At 69.8% G+C, this 11,365-nt stretch carries 13 protein-coding genes; 5 read left to right on the top strand and 8 right to left on the bottom strand.

Translation table 11 applies throughout. The features are described from left to right. Window positions 1-193: 193 nt before the first annotated feature. The 3 genes from GUY59_RS43595 to GUY59_RS43585 form a co-directional block, all read right to left on the bottom strand. Window positions 194-1,138, bottom strand: coding sequence for a hypothetical protein (locus GUY59_RS43595; protein WP_138207243.1), 945 nt, complete (start codon window positions 1,136-1,138; stop codon window positions 194-196). Between the two features lie 73 nt (window positions 1,139-1,211). After that, window positions 1,212-2,849, bottom strand: coding sequence for an ABC-F family ATP-binding cassette domain-containing protein (locus GUY59_RS43590; protein WP_138207241.1), 1,638 nt, complete (start codon window positions 2,847-2,849; stop codon window positions 1,212-1,214). 241 nt (window positions 2,850-3,090) lie between these two features. Further along, a complete protein-coding gene (locus GUY59_RS43585) occupies window positions 3,091-3,612 on the bottom strand; it encodes a CGNR zinc finger domain-containing protein (RefSeq protein WP_138207238.1) in 522 nt (173 codons plus the stop codon). Window positions 3,613-3,637: 25 nt separating this feature from the next. Here GUY59_RS43585 and GUY59_RS43580 point away from each other — a divergent pair, with 25 nt between their 5' ends. From GUY59_RS43580 to GUY59_RS43570, 3 genes are read left to right on the top strand one after another with little or no spacing between them, the layout of a single operon-like run. Further along, entirely contained in the window at window positions 3,638-3,811 is a 174-nt protein-coding gene (locus GUY59_RS43580) for a hypothetical protein (RefSeq protein ID WP_161715026.1), read from the top strand. Window positions 3,812-3,861: 50 nt separating this feature from the next. After that, window positions 3,862-5,643, top strand: a complete 1,782-nt coding sequence (locus GUY59_RS43575) for an AMP-dependent synthetase/ligase (protein ID WP_138207236.1) — start codon at window positions 3,862-3,864, stop codon at window positions 5,641-5,643. Further along, complete coding sequence (locus GUY59_RS43570; protein ID WP_138207234.1) at window positions 5,640-6,035, top strand: acyl-CoA thioesterase; 396 nt, start codon at window positions 5,640-5,642, stop codon at window positions 6,033-6,035. Before GUY59_RS43575 ends, GUY59_RS43570 begins: the two co-directional genes overlap by 4 nt. Here the strand turns inward: GUY59_RS43570 and GUY59_RS43565 are convergent. After that, window positions 6,019-7,107 carry an acyltransferase family protein gene (locus GUY59_RS43565; RefSeq protein WP_138207232.1) on the bottom strand — a complete coding sequence of 363 codons (1,089 nt, stop codon included), beginning with the start codon at window positions 7,105-7,107 and terminating at the stop codon, window positions 6,019-6,021. The two genes, GUY59_RS43570 and GUY59_RS43565, sit on opposite strands and share 17 nt — an antisense overlap. Next, window positions 7,104-7,724 (bottom strand): TetR/AcrR family transcriptional regulator, encoded by a 621-nt coding sequence (locus GUY59_RS43560; RefSeq protein WP_138207230.1) that lies wholly within the window; start codon window positions 7,722-7,724, stop codon window positions 7,104-7,106. The genes GUY59_RS43565 and GUY59_RS43560 overlap by 4 nt, the downstream gene beginning before the upstream one ends. Before the next feature lie 29 nt (window positions 7,725-7,753). Between GUY59_RS43560 and GUY59_RS43555 the strand changes: the two genes are divergently transcribed. Further along, window positions 7,754-8,278 (top strand): YbaB/EbfC family nucleoid-associated protein, encoded by a 525-nt coding sequence (locus tag GUY59_RS43555; protein ID WP_138207228.1) that lies wholly within the window; start codon window positions 7,754-7,756, stop codon window positions 8,276-8,278. A gap of 20 nt (window positions 8,279-8,298) precedes the next feature. Here the strand turns inward: GUY59_RS43555 and GUY59_RS43550 are convergent, their stop codons facing one another. The 3 genes from GUY59_RS43550 to meaB all read right to left on the bottom strand — a co-directional run bounded on the left by GUY59_RS43550 (window position 8,299) and on the right by meaB (window position 10,433). Then, window positions 8,299-8,988, bottom strand: coding sequence for a hypothetical protein (locus GUY59_RS43550; protein ID WP_161715025.1), 690 nt, complete (start codon window positions 8,986-8,988; stop codon window positions 8,299-8,301). Continuing rightward, window positions 8,972-9,265, bottom strand: a complete 294-nt coding sequence (locus GUY59_RS43545) for a hypothetical protein (protein ID WP_138207224.1) — start codon at window positions 9,263-9,265, stop codon at window positions 8,972-8,974. The genes GUY59_RS43550 and GUY59_RS43545 overlap by 17 nt, the downstream gene beginning before the upstream one ends. Before the next feature lie 208 nt (window positions 9,266-9,473). After that, window positions 9,474-10,433, bottom strand: a complete 960-nt coding sequence (gene meaB / locus GUY59_RS43540; protein ID WP_138207222.1) for a methylmalonyl Co-A mutase-associated GTPase MeaB — start codon at window positions 10,431-10,433, stop codon at window positions 9,474-9,476. 111 nt (window positions 10,434-10,544) lie between these two features. Here meaB and GUY59_RS43535 point away from each other — a divergent pair. Next, the coding region (locus GUY59_RS43535) for a serine/threonine-protein kinase (RefSeq protein ID WP_161715024.1) at window positions 10,545-11,365 on the top strand (821 nt) is incomplete at its 3' end.

Here is an 11,365-nt window from a genome sequence, read left to right as displayed (position 1 = left end):
CCCGGTCACGGTCCCGGTCCCGCGTGGGGCGCGCCGCACGGCGGCCACTACGGGCACAAGGGCCACCGCCAGCGCAGCTGGGTGGGCATGCTCTTCTCCAGCTGACGCTCGCACCGGCAGGTCGAGGGCCGCGCACCGGCGGGGTGCGCGGCCCTCGCGGCGTCTCTTGGGTCGGCTCCCCGGGGGCGCGGGTTCAGCCGGGGAAGTCGTCCGGGTCCACCGGGGAGGTGCGGGCGTTGCCTCCGGAGATGGCGTGCAGGGTGACCCGCCAGTCGTGCCAGCGGACCTGCGTGGCGGTGTAGGACGTCCTGAACTTCACCGACTTCTGGAACCTCTCGAAGCTGCACTCGCGGGTGAACGCCTTGCGCCTGCCGTCCCAGTCCACGCCGTGCGTGAAGTAGATCCGGTACGTGCCGTCGCGCACGCCCCGCACCTTGAACCGCGCGTTCTTGCGCACGTAGACGCTGAACGCCTTGCTGCCGCCGCGCACGGCGGTGACCACCGCGTCGCGGTCGCCGCCGTTGTCGATCTCCAGCGAGCTGCGGCCGCCCAGCGTGCTCCTGCGCACGTACGAGCCGTTGCGCAACCTTCTGGTCTGCTTCTTCCCGGCCGTCACGCCGACGACGTCGGCCTTGTAGTCCCCGGCGCTCTCCAGGGCCTCTCCGGCCTCGTCGAGCCGGTCCAGCGTGTCGTCCAGGTCGGTGAGCACGGCCGAGGAGGTGCACAGGTCCCGGCCGCCGACCTTGTCGCCGGTGGCGACCAGCGCGGCGGCGGCGGCGCGCAGGCCGGCGACGTACGCGTCGTGCTGGGTGCGTACGGAATCGGGCGGGGTGAGGCCGGCCAGCTGGTCGGCGCCGTCGCTCAGGGCCGACCGGGCGCGGCCGAGCTTCTGGTCGAGCGACTTGAGCCCGCGCGCGCCCGCCAGGGCGTCGAGCGCGGCGCGCATCGGCTTGCGCTCGCCGCCGAGCTCGTCCTTGTAGGCCTCGGGCGTCAGCGCGGTCGCGCTGGGAGCGGCGGGTGTGCCGCCGCTGACCGAAGGGGCGCTGTCCTGGCCGCCGGCCACGCCGGTGACCTTGCTCTCGCCCCCGGTGGGCGAGGGCGAGCCGGCCGAGCACGCGCCGAGTGTGAGCGTTGTCAAGGCGAGAACGCAGGGGATCAACCGCGGTGCTGCCACCTGCCACACTATCGCCCGGTTGATCCCCGAACGTCAATCACGTTTCGGCCAGTCCGGCCTCCCTGTCCTGGTGCAGCCAGCGGGTGATCCCGAGCGTCTCCAGGAACGGCACGTCATGACTGGCCACGATGAGCGCCCCCCGGTAAGCCGACAGCGCCTGCGCGAGCTGGGCCGCACTGGCCATGTCGAGGTTGTTGGTCGGCTCGTCGAGCAGGAGCAGCTGCGGCGGCGGCTCGGCCGACAGCAGCGCGGCCAGCGTCGCGCGGAACCGTTCGCCGCCCGAGAGCGTGCCCGCCGCCTGGTTGGCCCGCTCTCCCCTGAACAGGAAGCGCGCAAGGCGGGCGCGTACCTCGTTCACCGAGGCGGAGGGGGCGGCGGCGCGCACGTTGTCCACCACGCTCAGCGCGTCGTCGAGCAGGTCGAGCCGCTGCGGCAGGTAGTGGACGGGCACGTGGGCGCCGTGCTCCAGGATGCGCCTGAGCAGCGTGGTCTTGCCCGAGCCGTTGCGCCCGAGCAGCGCTATCCGCTCCGGCCCGCGTACGACCAGGGTCTCCAGCACGGCCCTGCGGATCTCCTCCGCGCCCTCCTGTGCGTCCTCCTGTGCGTCCTCCTGTGCGGGGGGCGCGGCTCCGGGGGGTGGGTCGAGCGGCAGAGTCAGGACCGTACGTCCGGCCGGCACCTCGGTGCCGGGCAGCTCGATGCGGATCTCCGCGTCGTCGCGCACCGACTGCTCGGCCTCGGTCAGCCGCTCGCGGGCCTCCTCCAGTTTCTCCAGGTGCAGGGTGCGCTGCTTGCCCGCGCTCACCTGGGCCTTGCGCTTGAGCCCGTTCGCGACGATCTTCGGCACCTTCTTGTTCTCGAACGCCTTCCTGCCCGCGCGCAGGCCCCTGTCGATCCTGGTGCGGGCCTCGACGAGCTCGCGCTGCTGCCGTCTCACCTCGCCTTCCGCGGTGCGCACCGTACGTTCGGCCGCCTCCTGTTCGGCGTCGACCTGCTCCTCGTAGGCGCTCAGGTTGCCGCCGTACATGCGTACGGCGCCGTCGCGCAGCTCGGCGACCTGGTCGACGAGCTCCAGCAGCGCCCGATCGTGGCTGACGAGCAGCAGCACGCCCTGCCAGGCGGACACGGCGGCGTAGAGCCGCCGCCTGGCCTCGAGGTCGAGGTTGTTGGTGGGCTCGTCGAGCAGCAGCACGTCGGGCCGCTTCAGTAGCTGGGCGGCGAGCGCAACCATGACGGTCTCGCCGCCGGACAGCGTGCCGACGGTTCGGTCCAGGCCGATGTGACCGAGGCCGAGCCGGTCGAGCTCAGCCCGCGCGCGTTCCTCCACGTCCCAGTCGTCTCCGACCGCGGCGAAGTGCTCCTCGGCCACGTCGCCGCCCTCGATGGCGTGCAGCGCCGTCCGGGTCGCGCTGATCTCCAGCAGGTCCGACACGGTACGGCCGGCCGCGAGCGGCACGTTCTGCGGCAGGTATCCCACCTCGCCCGCGACGGAGACGGACCCGGACTGCGGGGCCAGCTCACCGGCGATGATCTTGATCAGGGTGGACTTGCCCGATCCGTTGAGCCCGATGAGCCCCGTACGCCCCGCCGGGAACGCGGCGTCGAGCCGGTCGAGCACCTTGCTGCCGTCGGGCCAGGCGAAGGAGACATGATCGATGACAAGCGAGAAAGACATCAGGCGGCTCCCCATCACAAACGTTGAAATGTCGTGACGTGGCGGGAAATCACCGCATAGACGCGCAACCCAGGGGAACTCGTACGGAGTCCGCGATCGAGGCGAGGATGTCGCCTGAGGCCAGGTGTGCGCGCAGGCCCAGGACAGGGCGGAACGGCGCGGTGCCCGCGACCTCAGATCCTCACGTCGGCTGCCCTCACGGATCGGCGACAGAACGACGGAAGTGTATGCGACGTGCAGATCACCTGGCAAGGCTGCGCGCCCGGTGGGCCGCGACGTTCACCCTGTTGGCGCAGGCCGGCGTGCAGAACCGGCGGCGCCCGTTGCGCGAGGTGTCGACGTAGACGACACCGCAGCCGTCCCTGCCGCACCGCCCCAGCCGCCGTCCGCCGGCGAACGACATGGCCATGGCCAGCCCGCCGGCCGTGGTGTCCTTCGCCCTGGCCACGATGTCGGCGTCCACCGCGAAGAAGTGCAGGTGGGGCTCGCGGCCGTCGTGGGCGCTCACGTACGGCTTGGACGCGGTCACGTCGAGCAGCTCGTTGACCAGCCGGATCTGGGTGTCCTGGTCGAGCTCGCCGAACACCGGGTCGAGCCGGCGGGCCCACGCCCGCAGCTCCTCGGCCTCGCCGGCGGTGACGGCGGTGCGCAGCAGGCGGTGCTCGCCGAGCATCGCCTCGACCGCCGCCGGACTGAAGTCGGTCGCGTTGACCAGCGCCGCCGCGAGGGCCGCTCCGTTGCCGCCGTAAGCGTTGAAATGCATAAGGCCATTACATCAGGTTGGAATCATGCACTCAGCAGATCTGCACGACCCTCTCGCCCTGACCCTCGTCTCCTCTCATCGCACGTCCGAGGGCCTGGTCTCCTATCTGAGGTGCGCCTGCGGCGTCTGGGAGGTGCGGACCTCGCGCATGGTCGCGACCTCCGCTCCCGGAGGACGGTCGATCAAGACCATCGACTGAGACGCCGCCGTGGTCCTAGAGTCGGCCACACACCCTCCAGGAGGTCAGGCATGTCCAGCATTCCGTCCTTGCTGCGCGACAGGATCACGGCTACCCCCGACGCCGAGGCGTACCGGGTGCCCTCCGATGAGGGCTGGAGCTCACTGTCATGGCGGGAGGTGGGCGAGCGGGTCCGCGGCCTGGCTCTGGGGCTCGCCCGGCTCGGCGCCGGGCCCGGCACCCGCGTGTCGATCCTCTGCTCCACCCGGCTCGAATGGATCCTGGCCGACCTGGCGGTGTTGTCCACCGGGGCGGCCACGACGACGATCTACCCGTCCAACACGGCCGAGGAGTCCGCGTTCGTCATCACCGACTCGGGCAGCACGATCGTCATCGCCGAGAACGACGACCAGGTCTCCAAGATCAGGTCCGTGCGGAAGGAACTGCCCGGCGTCACCCACGTCGTGGTGATCGACGGCTCGCCGGCCGACGACGGCTGGGTGATCACGTTCGACTCGCTGACGGAGGCCGTCTCCGAGGGCGGCCCCCAGGCCGGCTACGACGAAATGGTCGACGCCATCGCCCAGGCCGACCTGGCCACGCTCATCTACACCTCCGGCACCACCGGCCGGCCCAAGGGCGTGGAGCTGACGCACGACAACTGGCTCTACGCGGCCGGCGCCGTACGCGAGATCGACCTGATCTCCGGGGCCGACCTGCACTTCCTGTGGCTGCCGCTGTCGCACTCGTTCGGCAAGCTGCTGGAGGTGGTGATGATCGACGCGGGCGTGCCCACGGCGATCGACGGCCGTCTCGACAGGATCGCCGACAACCTGGGGGAGCTGCGGCCGACGGTCATGGCGGCCGCGCCGCGCATCTTCGAGAAGATCCACAACACGGTGGCGGCCAACGTACGGCGCGAGGGCGGCGCGAAGGCCCTCATCTTCGCCTGGGCCAAGCGGACGGGCATCAGGGTCGTACGGGCCCGCCAGCGCGGGGTCTCCGTCCCGTTCACCACAAGGATCGAGTACGCGCTCGCCGACCGCCTGGTCTTCGCCAAGCTCCGCGACCGGTTCGGCGGGCGGATCCGCTTCTTCATCTCGGGCGCCGCCCCGCTGTCGCAGGACATCGCCGAGTTCTTCGACGCGGCCGGCCTGACGATCCTTGAGGGGTACGGCCTGACGGAGTCGTCGGCGGGCAGCTTCCTCAACCGTCCGGGCTCGGTGCGGTTCGGGACGGTCGGGCAGCCGTTCCCCGGCACCCGGGTACGGATCGCCGACGACGGCGAGATCCTGATCGGCGGGCGCGGCATCATGCGCGGCTACCACGGCCTGCCGGGGGAGACTGAGGCGGCGCTGAAGGACGGCTGGCTGCACACCGGCGACATCGGCGAGCTCGACGAGGCCGGGCGGCTGGCCATCACCGACCGCAAGAAGGAGCTGATCAAAACGTCGGGCGGGAAATATGTCGCGCCGACCTACCTGGAGGGCCGGATCAAGGCGGCCTGCCCGTACGCGTCGCACGTGTTCGTGCACGGCGACCGGCGCAACTACGTGACGGCGCTGGTCACCCTCGACATGGACGTCGTCAGGCCGTGGGCGGAGGCCGAGTCGCTGCCGGCGGACCCGCGCGAGCTGCGCGAGCACCCCCGCATGCGCGCGGAGGTCGAGAAGGCGATCGAGCAGGTCAACGCCGGCGAGGCGAGCTACACGACGGTCAAGAAGTTCGCGATCCTGGCGGAGGACTTCTCCGTGGAGACGGGCGAGCTGACCCCCAGCCTCAAGATCAAGCGCAAGGTGGTGGAGGAACGCCACGGCGACGTCCTCGACTCCTTCTACGACTCGCCGGCATGATCTCCCATTTCCCGGTGCGCCCGCGGCACTGCGACGCCCAGGCCATGATGCACGCGACCCGCTACTACGAGTTCTTCGAGGACGCGTTCCTCGACTGGCTGGGCGCCAGGGGCGGCTACGGGCGGCTCCGGGAGGGCGGGGCCGACCTGGTGGTCAAGGCGAGCGGCTGCGAGCACCACTCCCCCGCCCGGCTGGGCGACGTGCTGGCCGTGGAGAGCGCTCCGGCGAGGGCCGGCACCACGTCGCTCACGATGACGTTCACGATGCGGCGGGAGGGCGGCCCGGTAAGCGGCCGCGAGGGCGACCTGGTGGCCGTCGGCACGATCACGTACGTGTGCGTGGCGGGCGGCCGGGCCGCCCCACTTCCGGAGATGCTCACAACACCCGCTTAGCCCCGGGCAGCGACCGCACGGCGTAGGCCAGGGCCCAGCACGCGGGCAGCGCGATGACGAGCATGATGGCGAACTTGACGATGGCGATCGCCTCGATGGGCCGCAGCGCGTAGCCGAGGGCGACCAGCACGAGCGGGTGGATGATGTAGACGGTGAAGGCGTGGTCGGACAGGAATCTGCCGCGCGGCCCCTGGTCGCCGAAGCGCTCCCTGAAGACCACGGCCAGTCCGATGATCATGGCGACCGCGAACGACGACTCCCACAGGGCCGTCAGCGCCGACGACAGCACGCCGGTCGTCATGTACTGCGCCGGCACCAGCACCGCGCTCGACACGCCCGCCGTGACGAGCCCGAGCGGTCCCGCCTTGGCCGGCAGCGTCTCGAACCAGCCGCGCCGGAAGGCGACGCACCCGAGCGTGAACATGGCGGCGTACTGCGGCAGGCACTGCGGCGAAGGGAGCCCGAGCACCGGCACGTAGCTGCCGGTCGGCACCGGGATGCGCCACAGGAACGTCGCGACGGCCAGCCCCAGGACGAACAGCGCGATCCAGCTGAACCTGAGAGGGACGGAACGCTGGTCGAGCGGCCTGCGCCGGCTCCGCCAGAGCAGGTAGACCAGCGCGAAGACGATCAGCACCTCGGCGAACCACATGGGCCCCGGGTCCCAGGAGCCGATGTAGTAGTGCCAGTAGGGCATGCCCGCGGGCGCGGCCCACTCGGCGTACCCGGGAAGGTTGACCAGCGGCCGCAGCAGGAAGAGGAAGACGAGCAGCGGGATGCCGAGCCGGATGAGCCGGTCGCGCATGAAGGCGCGCCCGCCCTTGCGATCGTAGGAACGGGGGGTGAAGAAGCCGGAGATGAGGAAGAAGAACCCCATGAAGAAGGCCTGGTTGAAGGAGACCAGGAGGTCGAGCAGACCGCCTGAGGCGTCCTTGGCGGGCTCGGTGTAGAACCAGAGGGGGATGTTTCCGTAGGTGACCGCCACGTGGTGGGCGACGACCAGCCCGGTCAGCACGATCCTCAGGTTGTCGACCGCGTGAAGGCGGGTCGCCGGCCTGAGCTCGGTCTTCATGATCTACATGCCCTTTCGAAGATGTCGGCCAGTTCTCTGGCGTGTGCGTCGAGATCGTGCTCGGGATAGGCGACCCAGTAGGCGAACATGTTGTCGACGGCGGAGGCCTGGGTGACGGCCATGACCCGGCGGTCGAAGTGCCAGAACTCTCCGCTCTCCTGGCCGAGCGCGTAGATTCCCTCCAGCGCCCGGTAGATCTCCTCGTTGGCCTTGATCCCGTAGCGCGGGCGCCCGTCGGCACCCCTGAGATGGGTGAAGATCTCACCCAGCGCGGCCAGCTGGGTGCGGTGGCCGCGCATGTGCTCGGCGACACCCAGAAGGTACGCCCTGAGCAGTTCCGTGGCCGAGCTCAGACCCTGCATCTTGGCCCCTACGGTCTCGGCGATGAGGCCGTAGGTCCGCTCGACCACCTCCACCATCAGCTCGTCCTTGCCGGCGAAATGATAGGAGATGACGCCCTTGCTGATGCCCGCGTGCTGGGCGATGCGCGCCAGTGAGGCCTGGGCGAACCCGATCTCGGCGATCACTTCCACGGCGGAGACGACGATCTGGGCACGCCTGGCCTCCTCGATGAAGGAGCGACGCCTCTGGCCATCCGACTCATTTTCTGACCGCATGGCCAAAGTTTTAGCACATCGGCCTGACCATGTGCCGTCCGGTCAAGTCGCGCGGCAGTGCGGCATGTGCTATTACCGTCGGATTGCAGCTCATACAGAACGGAAGGACTCCGATGGAGAGCCCGCTCGGCAACTTCGCGCACATCGATGTCGAGGCGTTCCTACGAGACTCCCGCCAACGCGTGGCCCACTTCGAGGCTGCCCAGAAAGAGGTCGCGGCCGCGGTCGGCCGGGCCACGGCGGCCAACGGCCACATCGTGGTCGAATGCACCGCGCAGGGCGGCGTGACCCGGCTCGAGATCGATCCGCGAGCGAAGCGGATGAGCGTCAAAGAGATGTCGGCAGCGATTCTCGCCGCTCTCCGTGACGCCGACGCCGACCTTCAGCGTCAGGTGTCCGCGATCATGGGCGACTCGTTCGGCGGCATGGATCCTGCCATGGCCGACCCGGACACGGCGGCGGCGAAGGTCGCCGAGGCGCAACAGGCGTTCGACGGGATGATGAGGGACGCCATGGGAGAGCTCGATCGCCTGCGGAAGAAACTCGGTCACTGAGGGGCGTCACCGCGGGGCGGTCAGGTGGCCGCAGCGTGCCTTGCCGCCCCGTCGGACGGTTTGAGTCCGTCGGTGAGGGTGATATCCGCCGCGATGGCGCCGGCGGTCGCCAGGCCGAGCCCTGCTCCGGCTGTGACGAGATGATCCTTCAGCCGTTGGATCCCGTGCTCGATGGATCTCCCCGCCGAATACGCTTGGAGCTGGCCGTACATGTGCCCTCCCGGCCCCATGAGCAGGGACCTCATCGTGACCGCGGACAATATTGCCGCCTGCGCGAAGTGAAGGTACTGACCTACCGTCTGAATGTTGGCGACCCACCTCAAGATGGTCGAAAGGTCTCGCGCGGAGTCGGCCGCGGTGTCGGACGCCACAGCGTAGGTCCCGATACGCTCCCCGTAGAGATCTCGCTCCGGCGCCTGCCAGTTGTCCTGAGGAACGGTGTCGTGCTGCTGCTGCGCCGTCCGGCCCGCGGTGTAGACGCCCTCGCCGAGGGCGCTCCAGCCGTCCGCTGCCTTGTGCACCCTCTGCGGATCGGTCGGCAGCGTCAGCCCGTATGAGAGCACCGTGTGTCGCAGACCAGGGAAGACGGCCGCGCTGAACGTCAGCATGCCGAGGGTGAGGTACTGCAGATCTCTCAGGTCGACGCTCCCGTCGATGGGCGTCCACGAGCTTGGACCACCAGGGGTGGGGAGCTCAAATCCGTTGGACATGCTCTTCGTTCCCCGCTTCCGCGATCTCGTTGTTACGGGTGACCAGGTGCAGCCCTTCCCGGTGCTCGTACAGGCCGCTGACGGTGCTGCGGACCATTTGCTCGGCGTAGCCGACGATGTTGTCGTGCTGGAACGCGAAGGGGGCGCCGAGCACGCCCATGGCGAACATGCCTATGCGCATGCCCTCGGGCAGGCGACCTGCCGCGTCCAGGTGTGACACCGGAGAGGTGCCGTCGCGCTCGTCGGTGAGAGCGTCGCCCAGCCCTCTGATCGACATCGAATGATGTATACGTGGCACTTCGTCGCCCGCCAACACTTACTCCTCGTACACGTAAGATGACTGCTTGGGTGGCAATAGTAACGATCTGGTGCGAGAAGTGCACGGGGTAGTGGTGGCATGCTCGTGGCTGCTCGATGGGGTCGCAAGCCGGCGGCTTCCACGACGCCGTTCGCGCCGTCGGGCCGGGGGTCAGAGACGCCGGAGATCACGGACCCTTGAACACCGACAGCAGGCGGTCGGCCGCGAGCGCGGGCGTGAGGTCGCCCGCGAGGACGTCGCGCTCCACCTCCTCGGTGATCGCCGCGACTCCCGGATCGTGGCGCAGCTCCGCCAGCAGCCGGTCCTGCACCAGGGTCCAGGTCCACCGCACCAGTTGCCGGCGGCGCTTGGCGGGCAGGTCGATCGCCTGCTCGTGGGCCAGGATCTGGCGCCACAGCTTGTCCAGCCCGTCACCGGTGAGGGCGCTGCAGGTGAGCACGGGCGGCGGCGTCGTGTCGGAGCGGAGCATGCGCAGCGCTCCCGCCAGCTCGCGCGCGGCCTTCCTGGCGGGGAGCTCGTGTTCCCCGTCGGCCTTGTTGACCGCGATCACGTCGGCCAGCTCCAGCACACCCTTCTTGATGCCCTGGAGCTGGTCGCCGGTCCGCGCCAGCGTGAGCAGCAGGAACGTGTCGACCATGTCGGCGACGGCGGTCTCCGACTGGCCGACCCCGACCGTCTCGACCAGGACGACGTCGAACCCCGCCGCCTCCACGACCACCATGGCCTCCCTGGTCGCCTTGGCGACGCCGCCGAGGGTGCCGGACGTGGGCGAGGGGCGGATGAACGCCGAGGGGTCGGCCGAAAGCCGGGCCATGCGGGTCTTGTCGCCGAGAATGCTGCCGCCCGTCCTCGTGGAGGAAGGGTCCACCGCCAGCACCGCCACCTTGTGGCCCTCGCCGGTGAGCATGGTGCCGAAGGCATCGATGAAGGTCGACTTGCCCACCCCCGGCACGCCGGAGACGCCCACCCGGCGCGCGTGCCCGGAATGCGGGGTCAGCTCGACGAGCAGTTGCTGGGACAGGGCCATGTGGTCGGCTCTTGTCGACTCGACGAGCGTGATCGCCCGGCCGATCCACGTACGCGAGCCGGCGCGTACGCCGCGGGCGTAGTCCTCCAGCGAATGCACCCGACTTACCCCTTTCTTCCCAGTTGATCAGCCTAATGTCTTACAAGGCTTGACATTTGCCAGTAGGGTGCTGGAGTTCTGATCTCAGCCGTCACAGGAGTCACTCCCCTCATGCCCAACGTCGAACCCCTTCACGAGGGCGACCCGGCAGCGGTGGGGCCGTACCGGCTGGTCGGGCGGCTCGGCGCGGGCGGGCACGGCGTCGTCTACCTCGGCCAGGCACGCAACGGAACCCCCGTCGCCGTCAAAGCGCTGCGCGAGGGCATCGTCATGGGCGGCCGGCTGGTCAAGGACGTCGCCACCGCGCGCACGGTCGAGCCCTTCTGCATCGCGCGTGTGCTCGACGCGTCGACCAGCGGCAGGGCGTACATCGTGTCGGAGTACGTGGACGGGCCCTCGCTCGAGCAGGTAGGCCGGCACACCGGCGTGGACCTGCAGCGCCTCGCCGTGGCGACCGCGACCGCGCTGGACGCGATCCACCAGGCGGGCCTGCTCCACGGGGACTTCAAACCGGCGAACGTGCTGCTCGGGCCCGAGGGCCCGAAGGTGGTGGACTTCGGCATCGCGGCGGCGCTCGGGTCGGGCATGAAGGCGACCAGCACCATTGTCGGGACGCCTGCGTACATGGCTCCCGAGCAACTCGCGGGCAAGCCGGTGGGCACGCCCTCGGACGTGTTCGCGTGGGCGTCGGTGATCGTGTTCGCGGCCACGGGGATGCCGCCGTTCGGGGACGACTCGCTGCCCGTGGTGATCAACCGCATCGTGAACGAGGAGCCGGAGATCGGCGAGCTGCCACGGCCGCTGCGGGAGGTCGTACCGGCCTGCCTGGCCAAGGACCCGTCGGCCCGCCCCCCGATCCGCGACGTCCTGCTCCACCTGACCGCGCCCCAGCGCAAGGGCAGGCCTTCCACCCAGAGCACCCCCTATCACCC

Origin of the sequence: Nonomuraea sp. K271 (assembly GCF_009908215.1) — a bacterium.
GTDB lineage: Bacteria > Actinomycetota > Actinomycetes > Streptosporangiales > Streptosporangiaceae > Nonomuraea > Nonomuraea longispora.
The sequence above is the reverse complement of the archived record's forward strand: the minus strand, read 5'-3'. Positions and strand labels throughout refer to the sequence as shown.

Bases quoted from the DNA above. Each gene is read 5' to 3' on its own strand.
- GUY59_RS43590 (WP_138207241.1), bottom strand. From the start codon at position 2,849: ATGTCTTTCTCGCTTGTCATCGATCATGTCTCCTTCGCCTGGCCCGAC.
- GUY59_RS43585 (WP_138207238.1), bottom strand. From the start codon at position 3,612: ATGCATTTCAACGCTTACGGCGGCAACGGAGCGGCCCTCGCGGCGGCG.
- GUY59_RS43580 (WP_161715026.1), top strand. From the start codon at position 3,638: ATGCACTCAGCAGATCTGCACGACCCTCTCGCCCTGACCCTCGTCTCC.
- GUY59_RS43575 (WP_138207236.1), top strand. From the start codon at position 3,862: ATGTCCAGCATTCCGTCCTTGCTGCGCGACAGGATCACGGCTACCCCC.
- GUY59_RS43570 (WP_138207234.1), top strand. From the start codon at position 5,640: ATGATCTCCCATTTCCCGGTGCGCCCGCGGCACTGCGACGCCCAGGCC.
- GUY59_RS43565 (WP_138207232.1), bottom strand. From the start codon at position 7,107: ATGAAGACCGAGCTCAGGCCGGCGACCCGCCTTCACGCGGTCGACAAC.
- GUY59_RS43560 (WP_138207230.1), bottom strand. From the start codon at position 7,724: ATGCGGTCAGAAAATGAGTCGGATGGCCAGAGGCGTCGCTCCTTCATC.
- GUY59_RS43555 (WP_138207228.1), top strand. From the start codon at position 7,754: ATGTGCCGTCCGGTCAAGTCGCGCGGCAGTGCGGCATGTGCTATTACC.
- GUY59_RS43550 (WP_161715025.1), bottom strand. From the start codon at position 8,988: ATGTCCAACGGATTTGAGCTCCCCACCCCTGGTGGTCCAAGCTCGTGG.
- GUY59_RS43545 (WP_138207224.1), bottom strand. From the start codon at position 9,265: ATGTCGATCAGAGGGCTGGGCGACGCTCTCACCGACGAGCGCGACGGC.